The 18,076-nt window shown below is 61.7% G+C and carries 17 protein-coding genes; 14 read left to right on the top strand and 3 right to left on the bottom strand.

The features are described 5' to 3' along the window. Positions 1-83: 83 nt before the first annotated feature. Both ACRTG1_RS00820 and ACRTG1_RS00815 read right to left on the bottom strand, forming a co-directional pair. Complete coding sequence (locus ACRTG1_RS00820; protein ID WP_432515548.1) at positions 84-932, bottom strand: phosphodiesterase; 849 nt, start codon at positions 930-932, stop codon at positions 84-86. 212 nt (positions 933-1,144) lie between these two features. Next, a complete protein-coding gene (locus ACRTG1_RS00815; protein ID WP_222474168.1) occupies positions 1,145-2,038 on the bottom strand; it encodes a helix-turn-helix domain-containing protein in 894 nt (297 codons plus the stop codon). A gap of 210 nt (positions 2,039-2,248) precedes the next feature. Between ACRTG1_RS00815 and ACRTG1_RS00810 the strand changes: the two genes are divergently transcribed. From ACRTG1_RS00810 to ACRTG1_RS00760, 11 genes are all read left to right on the top strand, one after another. Beyond that, a complete protein-coding gene (locus ACRTG1_RS00810; protein ID WP_432515547.1) occupies positions 2,249-3,274 on the top strand; it encodes a TRAP transporter substrate-binding protein in 1,026 nt (341 codons plus the stop codon). A 191-nt stretch (positions 3,275-3,465) separates the two neighbouring features. Next, positions 3,466-3,963, top strand: a complete 498-nt coding sequence (locus ACRTG1_RS00805) for a TRAP transporter small permease (protein ID WP_113156938.1) — start codon at positions 3,466-3,468, stop codon at positions 3,961-3,963. After that, positions 3,963-5,249 carry a TRAP transporter large permease gene (locus tag ACRTG1_RS00800; RefSeq protein ID WP_113156939.1) on the top strand — a complete coding sequence of 429 codons (1,287 nt, stop codon included), beginning with the start codon at positions 3,963-3,965 and terminating at the stop codon, positions 5,247-5,249. Before ACRTG1_RS00805 ends, ACRTG1_RS00800 begins: the two co-directional genes overlap by 1 nt. A 26-nt stretch (positions 5,250-5,275) precedes the next feature. Further along, entirely contained in the window at positions 5,276-6,094 is an 819-nt protein-coding gene (locus tag ACRTG1_RS00795) for a dihydroorotate dehydrogenase electron transfer subunit (RefSeq protein ID WP_432515546.1), read from the top strand. Beyond that, positions 6,088-7,032 carry a dihydroorotate dehydrogenase gene (locus tag ACRTG1_RS00790; protein ID WP_113156941.1) on the top strand — a complete coding sequence of 315 codons (945 nt, stop codon included), beginning with the start codon at positions 6,088-6,090 and terminating at the stop codon, positions 7,030-7,032. Before ACRTG1_RS00795 ends, ACRTG1_RS00790 begins: the two co-directional genes overlap by 7 nt. Beyond that, the gene (locus tag ACRTG1_RS00785) at positions 7,029-8,324 is read left to right on the top strand and encodes a Zn-dependent hydrolase (protein ID WP_432515545.1); all 1,296 of its coding nucleotides are present in this window, start codon (positions 7,029-7,031) and stop codon (positions 8,322-8,324) included. Before ACRTG1_RS00790 ends, ACRTG1_RS00785 begins: the two co-directional genes overlap by 4 nt. Positions 8,325-8,425: 101 nt before the next feature. Then, positions 8,426-9,121 carry an orotate phosphoribosyltransferase gene (locus ACRTG1_RS00780; protein ID WP_113156943.1) on the top strand — a complete coding sequence of 232 codons (696 nt, stop codon included), beginning with the start codon at positions 8,426-8,428 and terminating at the stop codon, positions 9,119-9,121. A gap of 19 nt (positions 9,122-9,140) precedes the next feature. Further along, entirely contained in the window at positions 9,141-9,464 is a 324-nt protein-coding gene (locus tag ACRTG1_RS00775; protein ID WP_113156944.1) for a hypothetical protein, read from the top strand. Positions 9,465-9,693: 229 nt separating this feature from the next. Next, positions 9,694-10,206, top strand: coding sequence for a TRAP transporter small permease subunit (locus ACRTG1_RS00770; protein ID WP_432515544.1), 513 nt, complete (start codon positions 9,694-9,696; stop codon positions 10,204-10,206). After that, on the top strand, positions 10,203-11,753 hold the full coding sequence (locus ACRTG1_RS00765) for a TRAP transporter large permease (RefSeq protein ID WP_113156945.1): 1,551 nt from the start codon (positions 10,203-10,205) through the stop codon (positions 11,751-11,753). Before ACRTG1_RS00770 ends, ACRTG1_RS00765 begins: the two co-directional genes overlap by 4 nt. 25 nt (positions 11,754-11,778) lie before the next feature. Continuing rightward, a complete protein-coding gene (locus ACRTG1_RS00760) occupies positions 11,779-12,837 on the top strand; it encodes a TRAP transporter substrate-binding protein (RefSeq protein ID WP_113156946.1) in 1,059 nt (352 codons plus the stop codon). Positions 12,838-12,909: 72 nt separating this feature from the next. On the opposite strand, the gene ACRTG1_RS00755 is transcribed toward ACRTG1_RS00760, so the two are convergent. Beyond that, on the bottom strand, positions 12,910-13,878 hold the full coding sequence (locus tag ACRTG1_RS00755) for a helix-turn-helix domain-containing protein (protein WP_432515543.1): 969 nt from the start codon (positions 13,876-13,878) through the stop codon (positions 12,910-12,912). Positions 13,879-14,086: 208 nt separating this feature from the next. Here ACRTG1_RS00755 and ACRTG1_RS00750 point away from each other — a divergent pair, with 208 nt between their 5' ends. The 3 genes from ACRTG1_RS00750 to ACRTG1_RS00740 all read left to right on the top strand — a co-directional run bounded on the left by ACRTG1_RS00750 (position 14,087) and on the right by ACRTG1_RS00740 (position 18,073). Next, the gene (locus tag ACRTG1_RS00750) at positions 14,087-16,033 is read left to right on the top strand and encodes an alkyl/aryl-sulfatase (protein ID WP_432515542.1); all 1,947 of its coding nucleotides are present in this window, start codon (positions 14,087-14,089) and stop codon (positions 16,031-16,033) included. Between the two features lie 252 nt (positions 16,034-16,285). Continuing rightward, positions 16,286-17,047 carry an IclR family transcriptional regulator gene (locus ACRTG1_RS00745; RefSeq protein WP_432515541.1) on the top strand — a complete coding sequence of 254 codons (762 nt, stop codon included), beginning with the start codon at positions 16,286-16,288 and terminating at the stop codon, positions 17,045-17,047. A 75-nt stretch (positions 17,048-17,122) separates the two neighbouring features. Further along, a complete protein-coding gene (locus ACRTG1_RS00740; protein WP_222474186.1) occupies positions 17,123-18,073 on the top strand; it encodes a tripartite tricarboxylate transporter substrate binding protein in 951 nt (316 codons plus the stop codon). Positions 18,074-18,076: the final 3 nt, after the last annotated feature.

Raw genomic sequence — 18,076 nt, 5'->3', positions numbered from 1 at the left:
CGGTCGCGCCTTGGCTATCGGCGCGCCTTGACAGCTGGGTGACCGCATCATGAAGGTTATTTGAAAGCTGTGGGCAGACTTGCTTAGCCAGCCACTTTTTCGCGCTCTGCGGTCTCTTCCGCATGTTTGCGACGCCGGCGGAACAGGCCGTCGGCCATCTCTGCATGACGGTGAATGTAGTCGTGGAAGTGCACGAGCGTGCTGTTTTCATCGGCCAGCACGACGGCATACTGTGCAGGGCCATCAAGGCGCAGCGCTTCGCCCGGCATACCCGGCAGGTGCGCGTTGACGTCGTAATGGTTGCCCGAAATCGTGGTCAGCGGGATGCCGTGCCACAGGCCCGTGGTCGGGCGGTGAACATGGCCGGCGATCACCTGACGCACATCGGGATGCGTCTTCAAAACGTCGCGGAACGCCTCGGACTGCTGCAGCTTGATCTGGTCGACCGGCATGTGAAGATCGTTCGCATGGTGATGCATGACAATGATCACTGGCCGATCCTGCGCTTCTTCCAGTCGCGCGGCGAGCCAGGCAAGGCGCTGTTCGCAGAGCACGCCGCTGACGATTTCCGGCTCGCTGGAATCGATGACGATGACGCGATAGCCTTTCACGTCGATGGCCTTCTGGATGTGGCCGTTCTCATCATCATGCAGCGTGCCGAAGATTTCCTTGAACCGGTCGCGATGGTCGTGATTGCCGAGCGTCAGGACGACCGGCATTTTCAGCTGGTCGATCATGCGGTCCAGAATGGCGTATGCCGGGACTTCGCCACGGTCGGCGAGATCGCCAGCGAAAATGCAGAAATCCGCGTCGCCATGGTTCATGTTGGCGCTGTCGATAGCGGCCTGAAGACGCTTCGTGGTGTCCAGGCCATTGGTGGCCTCACCTTCCGGCGAAAGGTGGATATCGCTCATGACGATGAATTTCAGCATGACTGCCTCGTTTGCGAGATAAATGACAGGAAGCCTGATCGGCGCCTGGCAGCCGGGTATCATCGCTCTGTGTCGCGCCGCTGACAGATTTCTTGCAGTTCGGCGACAGGCATGTGAAGGGCGCACGCAAGGCGTCGCCGCCCGCCAATTCTTCATGGGCGCGCTGTTGAAAATCAGTCGGCTTTATTCACGGAGGGGAGGCTGGACGCGCCTCAGGCGTCCACAGGGATCGCGTATTTCTCGATCATGGTTTCGAGATAACTCGCGGCTTCGTCGCCCTTCAGGGCATCAGCCCAAAGACCTTCAGCGATATCCTCGTGAAGCGTCATGGCTTCCGGGGCGGAGGTGATCAGCGCCACCCCGACGCGGATGTTGGGCTGTTCGCCCAGCCGGAAAGGGCTGATCGCCAGCACCGAGCGGTCCTGCTGGCGGAAGATCTGAAAACTTGTCGCCGGAACCGGCTCGCGCACGATGCCGATCTGTATGCCGATGGGCTGCTCGCGCAGCATGGTCAGAATGTACTCGGCCTCGCGGCGCGCCTGCATGCGGCGCTTGTTCACCACGTCCGGCGGCAGGTCGTGCCGGCCGATCAGACCGTGAAGCAGGAACCCTTCCAGATCTGCCGAGGCGATCAGGCTGACGATCAGTGGGCGGCGCAGGCGAAACGCCTTCTTTCGCGCCCGCAGAATGTCGATAAGCGCATCCACCACCTCTCCGGAACGGCCTTCCGGATCGACCTCCGGCGGCACGGATTCCCGCAGCACTTCCTGCAACGCATCGTCATAGGCGTCAGACGTCAGGAGATAGGAGACAGGGCTGAACAGGCCGATCACCTGCTGGCAGTCATCTTCGAGCTGGCGCATGCGCTCAAAGAAGGCAATGGCGCTCGACACGTATTCCACGCCGACGCCCATCAGGCTGGGCAGCGATACGCCGAGCTCGTCGGCGATGCTGGTCAGCATCTCGATCTTGCGAATTTCGCCTTTTTCAGCGCGGTAGAGAGCGGCGCGCGAGATGCCGAGCTTCTCTGCCAGTTCGTCGGGAGCAAGCCCTTTGCCGAGGCGGTAAGCGCGCAGGCGGGCGCCAATGTCGCTGAATCTGATCAAGTCGCCCTGTGACACGCTTTTTTCTCGCAAGTTTCAACTCCTTCCGTTATCGGGTGCCCTGTATCGGCTTGTCAACGGACATGCTCAAATAAGCACGGAAAGCTCATTAATTGGACGAAAGTTCCATTCGTCTCATTTTTGAGAATTCCGTTGACAGGCTATGGTTGGGCTCGTAGGCTGCTTTTTCAAAAAAGCAATGGAGGCGGAACAATGAAACATCTCATTCGTAAACTGGCTGCAACGACCGTTATGGGCGTGGCTGGCGCGGCATTCGCGACAGGCGTCTGGGCGGCGGATTTCGTTGCAAAGATCGGTCATCTTGAATCGGCGCAGCAGTCGCGTCACGTGTTCCTCGACAAGGTCGCCAAGCTCGTGAACGAGCGCACCGATGGCGCGGTCGAGTTCCAGATCTTCCCGCAGGGCCAGCTCGGCCAGCAGCGCGAAATGACCGAAGGCGTCCAGCTCGGCACGCTTGAGGCGACCGTCGCGCCGGCAGCTTTCCTCGGTGGCTTCAACCCCGCCGTTTCGATCATGGACATCCCGTACCTGCTCCCCGACAATGACGAGACCGCGCAGGAAATCCGCGGCGGCGCGTTTGGCGAGGCGCTTTGCGAATCGTTCAATTCGCGCGGCGTGACCTGCATCGGCCTGTGGCCGAACGGCAAGAAGAATTTCACCTCTTCCAAGCCGCTCGCAAGCCTTGAAGACTTTGCCGGCCAGAAGTTCCGCGTCATGGATTCCAACATCCTGATCGAGCAGTTCAATTCGCTTGGCGCATCGGCGATCGCCCTGCCGTTCGGCGAGCTTTACACCGCCCTTCAGACCGGTGTTGTCGATGGCGAGGAAAACCCGCTCGACACCATCCAGCGCATGAAGTTCTACGAAGTGCAGAAGCACCTCGTTCTTTCCGATCATGGCGCGATGGAAGACGTGATCCTCTTCAATCCGGCCTGGTGGGCAAGCCTGCCGGCTGAGCACCAGAAAACCATTGTCGACACGTTCAATGAAGTCATCCCGGAGCTGATCGCCCACAAGGCTGCGGCCGTTGCCACAGCCCTTGAAGAGATCAAGGCATCGGGCATCGACATCCGCGAGATGAGCGCCGAAGAGAAGACCGCGTTCCGCGACAAGATGTATCCGGCCGGTCGCGCAGCCTATGTGGAGCGCGCCGGTGAAGAGGGCGAGAACCTGATCGCCATCTATGAGAAGGAATATGAGGCCGCCACGGCGCAGTAAGCACGGATACGCCCCGCGCCCATTCGGGCGCGACTGGCGATCCACCTTGTTGCGGGGCATCGGGCCGAGCGAAAACGGTTTTCGCCTGACGGTCCAATGCCCCGGCCTTTCACCGAACCAAAGCATTGACTTTCATATGTCGGGCTCCCCGTGAGCCCGGCAGCGGTTCCCTTTTTCCAAGGAATGAGACCTTGAAAGCACTTGCCATCATCAGAACAGCCGAGCGCATAGCAGCGGTCTCCATCTTCCTTGTCATGGTCGCGCTCTACTTCATGAATGTGCTGGCGCGCCAGGTTGGCGGCACTTTCGCCTCCGAGTTCGCCTGGGTTGAAGAAGCCGTGCGGCTGATGAGCCTTTTCCTCGTCTTTCTCACGGTCGGCCTTGCCCTTGAGAAAGGGCGTCACGCCGGTGTTCACACCTGGCGCGACCGGATCGCACGGGCCACTGGCCTGCCGATCAGAAAGATCATCGACGCGGTCGGCTTCGTGTTCTGCATCTATCTTGTCTGGCTCGGCTACCAGATGACCGCCTTCGTTTACGGCATGGGCCAAAAGAGCCCGACACTGAACATCCCGGTCTTCTGGATTTATCTCGCGCCCACAATCGGTTTTGCGCTCATGGCTCTGCGCTTTGCGCTCAGCTTCTTCGGCCGCATCGATCGTTTCGCCGGACAGGCGTCGGAGGAATAATGATCCTTTTCGCACTCGTCATCATCGTCGCAGTCATGCTGCTGGTTCTCGGTTTCGAGATGTTTCTCGTGCTGGGCGTGCCGGCGCTCATGATCAAGGAATTCTTCTACGGCAACCTCCCTGATCCGGTGGTTATTCAGAAAATCCTGGGCGGCATCAATCACACGACGCTTCTGGCCATTCCATTCTTCATTCTGGCTGCAGAGCTGATGGGCGAGGGGCAGATCGCCCGCCGCCTGACAGGTCTCGTCAAGGTGCTGGTCGGTCATCTGCGCGGCGGCATGGGCTACACCACCATTGGCGGCTCCATGGCGTTCGGCTCGGTCTCCGGTTCCGCACCGGCCACGGTCGCGGCCATGGCCCGCATGGTCTACCCGGAAATGCGCAAGGCCGGCTTCAGCGACAAATTCTCGCTCGGCCTGATCGTTTCCAGCGCCGAGACGGCGCTGCTCATTCCGCCGTCCATCACCTTCATCATCTATGGCTGGATGACGGGCACCTCCGTTGCCAAGCTGTTTGTCGGCGGTCTCGCCGTGGGTCTGGTGCTCGGTCTGGCTTTCGCCATCATGGCGGCGCTCGAAGCGCGACGCTCTGGCGTTGAGCGCGGTCCGCGCACGAGCTGGAAAGAACGCGTCATTGCGATCCGGGACGCCGGCTGGGCGCTCGGCATGCCGATCATCATTCTGGGCGGCATTTACAGCGGTTATTTCACGCCCACCGAAGCGGCGGCCGTCAGCGTCGTTTACGCCATTTTCGTTGAAGGCGTGATCTTCCGTGAGCTCACCTGGCGCAAACTGGTTGCAATCACCGAACGCGCCGCGATCTCCACCGCGATCATCTTCATCCTGTTGGCGATGGGCGGCCTCCTGTCCTACTTCATCACGCTGGCGCAGGTGCCGGCGGCCATCACGGGCTTTCTGGAAGCGATCCAGGCCGGGCCGATCGTGTTCCTGCTGATCGTCAATATCAGCTTCCTGATCGCGGGCATGTTCATCGACCCGAACTCGGCGCTTCTGATTCTGGTTCCGCCGCTCTATCCGGTGGCCATGGCGCTCGGCATCGATCCTGTCCATTTCGGCATGATCGTCACGCTGAACATTTCCATTGGCATGATCACGCCGCCCTTCGGGCTCGATATTTTCGTGGCGTCTTCGACCCTGTCGAAACCGGTGCTCACGATCATCTCCGGCCTCTGGCCCTTCATCATCGCGAACCTCATCGTGCTCGCGATCATCACATACGTGCCGGATATCTCCACCTTCCTGCCGAACCTGGTGTTCGGATGACGGGGATTCCAGAAAGGATTGAGCCGATGGACGCAGTCCCGTCGATCAAGGCATTCGAGTTGCCGCTTTCCGTGAAGAGCAACGACCCGGTCAATGGCGAGTATCGCCGTCTGGTGCTCGCCGCTCCGCAGGATCTTCTTGCGCGCTGCCGTGCCGGCCAGTTCTTTCACCTCCTGTGCCCGCAGGCGGGCGGCGAGACGCCTTATCTGCGCCGCCCGATGAGCATTTACGGCTTCTATCCCGATCAGGGAGAGCTGCATTTCCTCTACAAGGTCACAGGCGCCGGCACCCGCGCCCTGGCCACGCTGGCGCTCGGCGACAGGCTCAATGTCCTCGGGCCGCTTGGCGAACCCTTCACCATTGCCGACGACTGGCAGAATCTGGTTCTGGTGGCGCGCGGTGTGGGGCTTGCAACGCTTGCTCCGCTTGCGCTGGAGGCCAATCGGCTTGGCCGCAGGCTCACCGCGATTTGTAGTGCCCGCCACCCCGACTATCTGATGTCGACGGACTATTTCGCCTCACTGGGCGCAGACGTCATCACCCTGACCGACGCGGAAGGCACGTCGGATCTGGGCAATCTGGAACAGGTTATCGAGGGGCTGGTCGCGGCAGGCCGCGCCGACGCGTTCTACACCTGTGGCTCAAACCGCATGCTCCGGCTTTTGCAGACCATCGGCGAACGTCATGGCATTCCCGGGCAGATCGCGCTTGAGCAGCAAATGGCCTGCGGCATCGGCATGTGCCATTGCTGCGTGCGTCCGTTCAATCGCGGCGACCGGCAGGTGCATCTCAGAGTGTGCCGCGAAGGCCCTGTCTTCGACATGATGGAGGCGATCGCATGGTAGATCTTTCGGTCGATATCGGCGGGCTCAAGCTCAAGAACCCGATCATGCCGGCATCCGGCACCTTCTCCGAAGATCTCGCGGAGGTGTTCGATCTGGACCGGCTTGGCGCGCATGTGACCAAGACAATCACCCGTGGCTGGCGCGACGGCAATCCGACGCCGCGCGTCTGCGAGGTGAACGGGTCGATGCTCAACTCCATCGGCATTCCGAGCAAGGGTGTTGGCGCGTTTCTTGAAAAGGTCGTGCCGTTTTACGCCCATTACGAGACGCCGCTGGTCGTCTCGATTTCCGGCAACACGGCCGATGAATTCGCCACCCTGTGTTCCGAGGTCAGCGTTCCCGGCGTCGCGGCCATCGAGGTCAACATCTCGTGCCCGAACATCGAGGAAGACGGCAAGGCCTTTGCCATTCGTCCGTCCTCCACGCATGACGTGATGCGCAAGCTGCGCGCGGCGACGGACCTGCCGCTCTGGGCGAAGCTCACGCCCAACACGGGCGAAACGTCCGAAGTGGCGCGCGCTGCGGAAGAGGGCGGCGCCGATGCGCTGGTGGTGGCCAACACCATCCTGTCCATGGCCATCGACATCAACACGCGGCGGCCCAAGCTCGGCAATCTCATGGGCGGTCTGTCCGGCCCGAGCCTGAAACCCATTGCGCTTCGCATGGCCTATCAGTGCGCCCGCGCGACCAATATCCCGGTCATCGGCTGTGGCGGTATCTCCACCATTGAAGACGTGATCGAATACCTGATCGCCGGCGCATCCGCCGTGCAGGTCGGCACCGCAACCTTCATTCATCCCACGGCCATGATCTCGCTGATCGACGGGCTGGAAGACTGGCTCGCAGGGCAGGGACTTTCCTCCGTGCGCGAACTGGTCGGGTCCGTGATCGACGGCGAACAGGACGAGGCCGTTGTCTTCATGGAAGCAGCGCCATGAACGCCCAGCCCGCCTCTTTCGCCCCCGGCCATGCGATCGCCCATGCGACCGACCGCGCGCTTGCAGAGCGTCTGTTCGGCGACATCGCGCACATGTCGCCCGATGTCGAAGGCGTCAGCCGTCCGGCCTTCTCCGAGATCGAGACCAGAACGCTCGAATATCTCGAGAATGTGGCGCGCGCCGAGGGGCTTGAGGTCTGGTACGACGCGGGCTGCAATGCCCGGTTCTCGCTGCCCGAAGACCGCGACGCGGAGCGTTTCGTCGTCGTCGGCTCGCATGTGGACAGCGTCCCCTTCGGCGGCAATTTCGACGGGCTGGCCGGCGTCGTCGCGGGTCTCGTCTGCCTAATCCGCGCCCGGCGCGAAGGCCGCCGCTTTGCAAAGCCGGTGCATGTGCTTGCCATGCGCGGCGAGGAAAGCGCCTGGTTTGGTCCGTGCTATATCGGCTCCAAGGCGCTGACCGGCACACTCGCAACGCCTGAAATCGAAGCCCGGCACAAGGGCGACGGCCGTACGCTGGAAGCGCATATGGCCGATATCGGCCTGCCGGTCGAAGACATTCGCGCGGGCAAGCCGCTGATGGATGTCAGCCGCATCGAGGCCTATCTCGAACTCCACATCGAGCAGGGGCCGCTGCTGATTGGCAAGAATATCCCCGCAGCCGCCGTTTCCGGCATTCGTGGCAATATCCGCTACCGCTCCATCACCTGCTACGGTGAGGCCGGTCATTCCGGCGCAGTGCCCAAGGCCTATCGGCGCGATCCCGTTCTCGCCATGGCGGATCTTCTGGTGCGGCTCGACGAGAGCTGGACGACGATCCTCAACAAGGGCGACGATCTGGTGCTGACGAGCGGCATCGTGGCGACCGATCCCGAAAAACACGCCATGTCGCGCATTCCCGACAGCGTGTCCTTCAGCCTCGACATGCGCAGCCAGAAGCCCGAAACGCTGGATGAGATGCGCAAGCTTCTGACGAGCGAAATGCGCGAGATCGAGCGCGACCGGCGGGTCCGCTTCGAGCTGGGCGAAGAGCTTCGTGTCGAACCGGCGCTGTGCGACAAGGGGCTCGTCGCAGGCCTTGAAGAGGCCATGCGCCAGGTCGGACAGGAGCCTTTCGTCATGCCGAGCGGCGGCGGGCACGACGCTGCCGTGTTCGCCGCCGCCGGCGTTCCTTCCGCCATGGTGTTCGTGCGCAACCGCAATGGTTCCCACAATCCCCAGGAAGCGATGGAGATCGAGGATTTCCTTGCCGGCGTGGATATTCTCTTTGCTTTCCTTGCGGGGGCGGAGTGACTGTGTGGTTTCTTATGGAAACGAATCCCTGCATTGCCGGGCTGGCTCAGGCAGGAGATAGCTGTTAGCGAAAAGGCCCGATCAACGAACAGGACCACGACATGTTCTCCAACACCTTCCCGGACCAGTCCGCCATTTCGCAGATGGTCGCCCGCATGCTTCTGGAGATCGAGGCGGTGCATTTTCGCGCCGAACAGCCGTTCACGTTCACGTCTGGTCTTGCAAGTCCGGTCTATATCGACTGCCGCAAGCTGATTTCCTATCCGCGCGTTCGCGCCGCAATCATGGATTTCGCGGCCTCGATCATCTTCCGCAATGTCGGCTTCGAGCAGTTCGACGCGATTGCGGGCGGCGAGACGGCCGGCATTCCCTTTGCCGCGTGGCTCTCCGAGCGGATGGGCCTTCCCATGCAGTATGTGCGCAAGAAGCCGAAAGGCTTTGGCCGCGATGCGCAGATCGAGGGCGCATTGAGCGAAGGCGCGCGTGTTCTTCTGGTCGAGGATCTGACCACCGACGGCGGCAGCAAGATCAAGTTTGCAGAAGCGGTCGCGCGCACCGGCGCCCGGGTCACCGACACATTCGCCGTTTTCTACTACGACATCTTCCCTGACACGCCGAAGCGGCTTGAAGCCGCCGGCATGCGGTTGCATCATCTCGCCACGTGGTGGGATGTGCTCGCCGTCTGCAAGGAAGAAAACCGTTTTTCGCCGGAAACGATCGCTGAGGTCGAGAGCTTCCTGAATGCGCCGACCGTATGGTCGGCGAACCACGGCGGCATTTCAGAACTGCCGCAGTAAATGCCAAAGGACTTGGATCATGTTTGATACGTTTTTGAAGGATCTGAACGAGCAGGGCGGAAGCGTTCGTGCCTATGAAGGCTGCGCGGTCAAGGCTCATCAGCGGATCACCAGCGAGCCGGAAAATGCGGCCGCCCTCCTGCTGATCGCCTATGCCGCCCAGCGCTTCGTCGAGGCCTATGACGACCAGCCGCTCACCATGACGGCTGCCGACGAGGAGCTTGAGCTGTTCTCCGAAATCGTGAACACGCTCGATGCAGCCTATAAGGACGGCTCTGACGATGAAAAGTTCGCAGCGCTGAACAAGGCCTCCGCGCGCCTCGCCGCAACGATCAAGAGCTAAGCGCACAGTCGTTCAAGTCCATGAATGCGATCCGCTCGCCGGTCCTCTCCGGCGAGTGTTTTCGTTGTGGGCGCCTGTAAAAGGCCCGAAAGCCTTCTCGCTCCTGGTGCGCGCTCGCATGCGGCCTCGCCGATCCCCTGTGATCGCGTACCCAACCATGGGCGAATAGACATTTCCTTTCCATGGCGCATGCGCTAGCTTCGCGCCGGAATTCGGATGGGAGCCGGTTTTGCATTTGTATTTAAGGTTCTGCGCCGGGCTGGACCGGCTGGCGACGGCTTTTTGCGTGCTTGCCTGCCTGGCCCTGACGGCAAGCGTGCTTGCCATCGTCGTGATGCGCTATGGTTTTGGCATTGGTTTCATCGAACTGCAGGACTTCGCTTCCTACGCCTTCGCCGTGCTTCTGATCTTCTCCGTGCCGGTTTGCCTGCGCCGGGGCGGCCATGTGCGCGTCGAGGTGCTTTCCGAGAACCTTTCAACCGCCTATGCGCGCATTGCAGATGCAGTGGCGGTGTTTCTGTTTCTCGTTCCGGTGTTCGGCCTCATCATCTGGGCCGACTGGGCGGATCTCGCCTATTCCTGGTCAATCCGCGAGGCGTCCGTGGAAACCGGCGGTCTGCCCGGCCTCTTCATCGTGAAGACGGCGCTGCCCCTGGGCGCTGCCATGATGATTCTGCAGGGCATCGCCATGGTGCTTGAGCCGCGCGCCGACCACACTGCCGACGGCGAGCCAAGCCTATGACCCTTTCGGAACTGTTTCTGTGCCTGATGCTGGTCGGGCTCTTCGCCGGTATTCTGAGCGGCATTCCCGCCATGCTGGCCATTGCCGGCGTGCCCTTCGTCGTTGCAGTCATCGCCAGCTTCTTTGGCGCGTTCGACCTGTCCTTCCTAGATTTTTTCCCCAGCCGTGTCTGGGGTGTGATGAGCAACACGCTTCTGATGGCCGTGCCGCTTTTCATTCTGATGGGCGTGGTGCTGGAGCGTTCGCAGCTCGCCGAACGCATGCTCGAGGTCCTGCGCGACATGCTCGGCGCATCGCCGCGCGGGCTTGCCCTTTCCGTTCTGCTTTTCAGCGCGCTGATCGCAGCCTCCACGGGCATTGTCGGCGCAACCGTGGTCATGCTCGGGCTTGTCAGCCTTCCCGCCATGCTTCAGGCCGGCGTTTCGCCGCGCGTGTCGAGCGGCATCATCTGCGCCAGCGGCACGCTCGGCCAGATCATCCCGCCCTCGATCCTGCTGGTTCTGCTCGGCGACCAGATCGGCAACACCTATCTGGAAGCGCAGCAGAAGGCGGGCAATTTCGCGCCTGACGCCGTGTCCGTCGGTGATCTCTTCGCCGGTGCGCTGGTGCCAGGCCTGCTGCTTGTCGGGCTTTACGGGCTCTACATTCTCTTCACGCTGCGCGGCGCGCAGAAAGCCGTTGCAAAGGATGAGCGCAAGCCGGTTCCGCTGAACCGCATTCTCGGCACCTTCCTGCCGCCGCTGCTTCTGATCGTTGCCGTTCTGGGCTCCATTCTCGGCGGTGTCGCCACCACCACGGAGGCAGCCGGGCTGGGGGCGATTGGCACGATCCTTCTTGCCGCCTTCACGCGCGGTGAAATCGGGCCGGCGGGGCGTCTGCTCATCATCGCCGCGGTTATCGCCGGCGGCGTGCTCGTCGTGTTGCGCGCGACCGGTCTTCTGCCGCCAGCGACCCTTGGCGCGCCGGCCGGCCTGCTCGGCCTTCTGGCCAGCGCGTTGATCGGCTTCGGCGTTCTCTTTGCCGGCTGGCGGCTTTTCAGAACCGATGTTCTCGTGCCCGCCGTCATCGATACGCTGCGCATCTCCGGCATGGTGTTCGGCATCGTCATCGCCGCTTCCATGCTGTCGCTGGTGTTCCGTGGTTTCGGTGGCGACGAGCTGGTGGCCGGCTTTCTGGAGCAGGTTCCGGGCGGCAAATGGGGCGCACTCGCCCTCGTCATGGTGGTCGTGTTCTTCCTTGGCTTCATTCTGGAAGCCGTGGAGATCATCTACATTGTCGTGCCGCTTTTGGGAGCGCCTATTCTGGCCACGGATTTCTCTCCGGTCTGGTTTGCGGTCCTGCTTGCAATGAACCTGCAGACCTCGTTCCTGACGCCGCCCTTTGGCTTCGCGCTATTCTATTATCGTTCCGTTGCGCCGCGCAGCATCACGACCATGGAGATCTACCGCTCGGTAATCCCGTTCGTGGCCATTCAGTTGATCGCTCTGGCGCTTCTCATCACGTTCCCGGCTGTGGTTACATGGCTGCCGGACATGCTCTTCAGATAGTCGTTGTTCAGGAGGAAACCCCGACATGAAACGCAGAACATTTCTCACAGCAGGCGCGGGCGCAACGGCCGCAGCACTCGCCACGCCAGCCATTGCGCAGGGCAAGATCGAGTGGAACCTGCCCACCAGCTTCCCCAAGAACGCACCGGGCGTTGGCACCAATGTCACCAACTTCGCCGAGAAGGTCGCCGCCATGTCCGATGGCCGGCTGAGCTTCAAGGTTTTCGGCGGCGGCGAGCTCGTTCCGCCCTTCGGCGTCGAGGATGCCGTGCAGCAGGGCAAGGCCCCGGTCGGCCATAACCCGCCTTACTATGCAGCCGGCAAAAACCCGGCCCTGCACTGGTTCACCGCCGTGCCGTTCGGCATGACGGCTGCCGAGCATTACGCATGGCTGCGCTATGGCGGCGGTCAGGAGATCTGGGACGACATCTACGCCCAGCGCAATCTGAAGCCGCTCTATTCCGGCAATTCCAACACGCAGAGCGCCGGCTGGTTCAAGTCCGAGATCAATTCGCTGGACGACCTCAAGGGCCTCAACATGCGCATTGCCGGCCTCGGCGGCGAGATGTATCGCAAGCTTGGCGTCAACGCGGTTCTGATGCCCCCGCCGGAAATCTTCCAGGCGCTTCAGTCCGGTGCGCTCGATGCGGCCGAGTGGGTCGGTCCGTTCCTCGATCAGGCTTTCGGCCTGCAGAAGATCACCAAGAACTGCTACCTGCCGGCTTACAACGAACCGAGTGCAGCGCTCGCCATCGTCTTCAACAAGGATGCCTGGGCCGAGCTTTCGCCCGATCTGCAGGCAATCTGCGAGGCTGCGGCCCTTGCCGCCAGCCAGGAAGCGCTTGCCCAGTTCGATTATCACAATGCGCGCGCCATGGCGTCGCTGGAGGCCGATGGCGTCATCTTCCGCGATGTGCCGGACGATGTGGCCGAAGGCCTCAAGGGTGCATGGGAAGAAGTGCGCGAAGAGCTGACGGCGCAGAGCGAAGACGTTGCCCGCGTGCGCGAGAGCTATGACGGCTTCCTGGCCGAGAGCGTGAAATACGCCAACGCCATGAACATGCCGCTTCTCCAGCGTCGCTGATAATCCGCGCACGTTAAAAGACGCGCCGCGCTTCCCCGGGAACCATCCCATGGGAGGCGCGGCGTTTTTCGTTCAGACCAGGAGGGGCGTGACGGTCTCTATCGCGTTCTGCCGCAATGTCTGCGAAGGCAGTTCGCCGAAGAGGGCGGCATAATCACGCGCAAAGCGCCCGCCATCATAGAAGCCGAGTTCGTGCGAAATCCGCGTCACGTTGTTTGTGAAGGCATCGGCAAAGAGAAGCATACGACGCGCCTCGTGCAACCGGCGGCGGCGGAGCAGGGCGTGGACGGTGCAGTCGAATTTCGCCCGTACCGCGCGCTCCAGCGTGCGTTCGTGAATGCCGGCCATCCTGCAAAGTCCGGCAACCGTCAGGCGCGGTTCGTCTGAGGCTTCAAGAAAATCATACATGCGGGCAATGGCCGAATTTCCGCGCCGGTCCGGCCGGGCCTGTTCCTGCCGGCAGGCCTCGAGAACGAGCGGCTTGATCGCACCGACCAAATCGGCACGCAGCATGTCGCCGAACGCTCTGTCTGGTTCTCCTTCGCCCGTGTGCAGCGCATCAAGACAGACCCGCCGCAGGGCGCCGGCCTGCCGGTCCGTCAGGTGAATGGGGCGACCGTTCTTGCAGGCGTCGAAATGATCCCAGAGATCGGCGAATTCCGGCGCATAGCGTTCATCCGTACCAATCAGGATGACGATCTGGTCGTGGCCGGCAGCCGTGGTGCTGTCCAGCTCTCGATAGAAGCTGTGGTGAAGGTTGTGTTTGCACAGCGTTCGCCCCCAGAAGGCCGACTTGTCGCACAGACCCGCAAGCGGCAGGGCGAGCGCAAGAGCGTCGGGCGGTGTCGTGCCGCGCAGCCGCATATCCGTATGGTACTGATCCCGGTAGATGGCGATGCCGTCGAGCTTCAGAAACGCGATGTCGCAGCCGAACGGGCCGGCCTCCAGCGGCTCGACGGTCAGGTTCCACGGGCGGATTGCCGCCTCGTAGAGGCTGGGTTCCTCCGTGGAGAAAAAGCCGGTTCCTGCGCGCTCGCTCACAAAGTTTTCCTCCCCGAAAACTTGTCGGAAATTACGTAGCAGGCTGGCTAAGTTTCGAAATACTCAAACGCCATGGCTGAACGGTTTCCGCGCCCCGTGCCCGTGAGTGGTTTTGCACAAGACCTCTCATGGTAGCGCCGAGCGCGGTCTTCGTACAGGCATTTGGACTGCGGCAACCGCCAGCGGTTCCTGTTTGGGGAGAAGAAGCATGCAAAAGACATCCGCAAAGCCGGTCGTGCGCCGGCTTGAAACGACACATCTCAAACCACATCGAAACAAGACATTGTCCCTGCTTGCCGGCGCTGCCTGTGCGCTCTTTCTGGCGCAGGCGGGCGATGTTCGACTGGTATCCGATGCGATGGCGGACGAGGCCGAAGTCGAGCGCCTGATGGCAGGCTATGAGGCTTTCAAGCCCAATCTCGCGCCCATTGTGCTCGATCGCGGCGACAATCTCGCCTTCACGGAAGCCTCGGACACGATCCATCCCGAACAGACCGCGTTTGCCCGGCAGATGCAGCGCGGCATCTATATGCCGGTCAAGGACAAGGTCTATGTGGCGGTTGGCTACGGCATCACCAGCACCACGATGGTGGTTGGCGATGACGGCGTCATCATCATCGATCCGGGCGAGAATGACGATTTCGGCGCGCTGGTCATGGAGGAGTTCCGCAGCTTAACCGACAAACCCATCAAGGCCATCGTCTACACGCACCGCCACCCAGATCACCCGTTCGGCTCCAAGGGTCTCGGCGTGACCGAAGAGGACGTGAAGTCTGGCAAGGTGAAGATCTACGCCCATGACAGCTTCATGGAATATCTGGTCAATGACGCAAGCGTGGTCGGTCCGATCCTGTCGATCCGCACCGCGCTCGCCAGCACGCTGCTCGATGTCGGCCCGGAAGGCCGTGTGCATCAGGCGCTTGGGCCCACATTCGATTCCGGCCCGGTGTCACTTTTACAGCCGACGGACACGTTTGACGAAATGCTGGACGTGACAATCGCCGGTGTGCGGATGGTCATGTTCCACGCCTATGGCGATGCCGAGGATGAAATCGGCGTCTGGTTCCCGGAGATGAAACACCTGCACGGATCGGAAACGCTCCAGGGCGAGTCCTTCCCCAACATCTACACGCTGCGCGGCACCAAGTTCCGCGATCCCGTGGAGTGGTATACGGGCGTCGACCGGCTGCTCGAGTATGCGCGTGAGGCAGACAGCTATTCCGGCTCCCACATGCGTCCGTGGGTCGGTAACGAGTTCATTGTCGAGCGCATCACCAATTATCGCGACGCGATCCAGTATGTGCACGACCAGACCGTGCGTCTCATGAACATGGGCTACACGCGGGAGGAACTGGCAGACACGATCCGCCTGCCGGAGCATCTGGCCAATGATCCGTGGCTTGGAGAGTATTACGGCACTGTCGCACACAGCACGCGCAACATCTATGGCGGCTATCTCGGCTGGTATCAGGCAGATCCGACCGAACTCGCCACGCCGGGCTTCGAAAAGAAGGCCGCGCTTTATGTCGAGGCGCTTGGCGGCCGTGACGCGATCATGGAGAAGGCCCGCAAGGCGCTCGATGAAGGCGAATATGGCTGGTCGATGGAGCTTCTGACCCATGCCGTCCGCGTTGATGGCGAGGACATGGAAGCCCGTGCAATGAAAGCCGAGGCGATGCGTGAATGGGCCTATCAGCAGCCCAATATCTACTGGCGCGGCCTTGCGCTTGGCGGTGCTCTGGAACTGGAGGACAAGCTCGACTATTCGCGCATCTGGAACTTCGCCGCTCCCGACATCATCAAGGCGCTTTCGCCCGACGCCATCATCGAGTCCGTTCGGGTGCGGCTCGATCCCGAAAAGGCGGCGGACGCGCACATGACCATCGGGTTCCGGTTCACGGATATCCAGGACGACAGCGCGCTTGAAATCCGCAGGGGCGTGGCGGTCTTCCATCCTAAAAGCCCGGAGAAAACCGACGCCACCATCGTCGCGACCAAGGCGCTTCTGGATGACATTCTTCTGGAGCAGACCACGCTTGCCGATGCACTGGCCGAAGGCTCGCTGACCATTGAGGGCGACGAGAAGGCCATCGAGCGCTTCTTCGGCTATCTCGATCCGCCGAGCGCCGATCCGATCAAGCTCGTCGTGCGCTGATTCAGACTGATCGACGCTATGCAGCCGCAGACCGCCAATCCGGTCTGCGGCTGTTTTCGTTTGGGCATGCTGTTTGTCGCCTGCACCTTATCCACGGTCAAAACACGCAAAAGCCGATGCTTTCCAGTCACTTGCCGGCCCTCTTCTTTGCCGGCTTGACGCCGCCGCCAATAGTCTCTACCAAATAACTGTTCTAAATAAAGAACTAGTTCAGCATACTGAACTAGCGGAGGCCGAGGAGGAGGCAGCCAGGTGAGTGGTCGCGGCGCTGAGCGCATTTTGCTTTTGTTGGAATGGATGGCCCGTCAGGAAGGCGCGGTCTCGTTCTCCGACGCCGTCGCTGCACTGGAGCTTCCCAAGAGCAGCGCGCTCGGCCTTTTGCGCATGCTGGTCGATCTTGGCTATGCCGCCCGCGAGGATGACGGCCGCTATCGTCTTTGCCGTCTTCCCGGCGAGCCGGATGACGCGCATCAGGCATGGGGCACACTTGCGCGCCTCACCGATGCGGTTCTGCACACGGCAGTGCGCGAGGCGGGCGAATCCGGCTTTCTCGCCGTGCTCGATGAAGACGACCGCGTTCGTTACATCTCCAAGCTCATGCCCGAGCGCGAGATCAGATATGACCGCGACATCACCGTGTCGCGCAGGGCGCATCAGGTCACGAGCGGCATCGTGCTTCTGACCGGCCTTTCCGCCGACCGGCTTGCCGCGTATGCCGCGCGTGCGGCTGAAGAAGCCGGCAATCCGGATCTGCGCGAAGCCATTCTCTCAAAAGTGGAAGACGCGCGCGCGGCCGGCCATGCAGTCAATCTGCGTGGCGTGGTCGAGGGTGCTGCGGGCGTTGCAGCTCCCGTTCTCGATGCAGACGGATGTGTGCGCGCCGCACTCAACATTGCCGGCCCCGCCGACCGCATGGCCGCAAACATCGATCAGGTCATTGCCGTGACCTGCGAAAGCGCAGCGCAGGCCACCGCCGCGCTGACCGCCTTTCGCCACAGGCTGCCGGCCCGGTAGCCACCCGATCCGCACGCAATGCGGTTCCAACATCACTCAACCAGACGATCATCAGGAGGAAACGACGTGAAACATATGCTTAAATCCATGGGTATGGCTGCCGCCGTGCTCGCTGCAGCACAGGCCGCTCCGGCCAGCGCGCAGGAATTCCCCGAGCGCGGAATCGAGTTCGTCGCCGGTTATGGTCCGGGCGGCGGTCACGACACCATGCTGCGCTCCATGGCCAAGATCATGCAGGAAGAGGGCATCATCGAGACGCCGATCAACGTGATCAACAAGCCGGGCGGCAGCTCCGCCGTGGCCATGGGCTACCTGAACTCGCGCGCCGGTGACGGTCACTACCTCATGTCGGTGACCTCCTCGCACATCACCACGCCGCTCACCTCCAACATCGGCCTCGACTTTTCCGATTTCACGCCGATTGCGCGTCTGGGCATCGACCCCGAGCTGCTCGTCGTCAACGCGGCGGGCCCCTACAAGTCCATCGACGACCTGCTCAAGGCCGACAAGGTTCTGAACGTTGGCGGCACGGCCACGGGAAGCATCGAGCACATCGTCGCCATCCAGTTCCAGAAGCAGACCGGCAAGAAGGTCAACTTCGTGCCGTTCCAGGGCGATGGCGATGTGGTTGCAGCACTGCTGAGCAACCAGCTCGACTTCATCGTCACCAATCCGGGCACGGCCCGCGACTTCATCGAGGCAGGCAAGTTCAACGCGCTGGCCATCAGCACGGAAGAGCGCATCGACGCGCTTCCCGATGTTCCGACCTTCAAAGAGCAGGACATCGACATCACGCTCAGCCTCTATCGCGGCGTCACCGCTCCGGCTGACATCAGCGATGAAGCAAAGGCCTATCTCATCGAGAAGATGACCGAGCTGAACGAGAGCGCTGCCTGGAAGTCCGGCTATCTCGACCCGAACTCCGTGGTTGAGGGTTTCATCACCGGTGATGAATTCGAGGCCTATCTCGAAGAGACCCAGGGCGTCTATCGCGAGACGCTCACCGAGCTCGGCATCATTAAATAAGTG

The organism is Nitratireductor sp. PBL-C9 (assembly GCF_050877045.1).
Lineage (GTDB): Bacteria > Pseudomonadota > Alphaproteobacteria > Rhizobiales > Rhizobiaceae > Nitratireductor > Nitratireductor aquimarinus.
The sequence above is the reverse complement of the archived record's forward strand: the minus strand, read 5'-3'. Positions and strand labels throughout refer to the sequence as shown.

Coding starts and splice junctions, on each gene's coding strand:
- ACRTG1_RS00820 (WP_432515548.1), bottom strand. CDS start 932: ATGCTGAAATTCATCGTCATGAGCGATATCCACCTTTCGCCGGAAGGT.
- ACRTG1_RS00810 (WP_432515547.1), top strand. CDS start 2,249: ATGAAACATCTCATTCGTAAACTGGCTGCAACGACCGTTATGGGCGTG.
- ACRTG1_RS00800 (WP_113156939.1), top strand. CDS start 3,963: ATGATCCTTTTCGCACTCGTCATCATCGTCGCAGTCATGCTGCTGGTT.
- ACRTG1_RS00795 (WP_432515546.1), top strand. CDS start 5,276: ATGGACGCAGTCCCGTCGATCAAGGCATTCGAGTTGCCGCTTTCCGTG.
- ACRTG1_RS00790 (WP_113156941.1), top strand. CDS start 6,088: ATGGTAGATCTTTCGGTCGATATCGGCGGGCTCAAGCTCAAGAACCCG.
- ACRTG1_RS00785 (WP_432515545.1), top strand. CDS start 7,029: ATGAACGCCCAGCCCGCCTCTTTCGCCCCCGGCCATGCGATCGCCCAT.
- ACRTG1_RS00780 (WP_113156943.1), top strand. CDS start 8,426: ATGTTCTCCAACACCTTCCCGGACCAGTCCGCCATTTCGCAGATGGTC.
- ACRTG1_RS00775 (WP_113156944.1), top strand. CDS start 9,141: ATGTTTGATACGTTTTTGAAGGATCTGAACGAGCAGGGCGGAAGCGTT.
- ACRTG1_RS00765 (WP_113156945.1), top strand. CDS start 10,203: ATGACCCTTTCGGAACTGTTTCTGTGCCTGATGCTGGTCGGGCTCTTC.
- ACRTG1_RS00760 (WP_113156946.1), top strand. CDS start 11,779: ATGAAACGCAGAACATTTCTCACAGCAGGCGCGGGCGCAACGGCCGCA.
- ACRTG1_RS00750 (WP_432515542.1), top strand. CDS start 14,087: ATGCAAAAGACATCCGCAAAGCCGGTCGTGCGCCGGCTTGAAACGACA.
- ACRTG1_RS00740 (WP_222474186.1), top strand. CDS start 17,123: ATGCTTAAATCCATGGGTATGGCTGCCGCCGTGCTCGCTGCAGCACAG.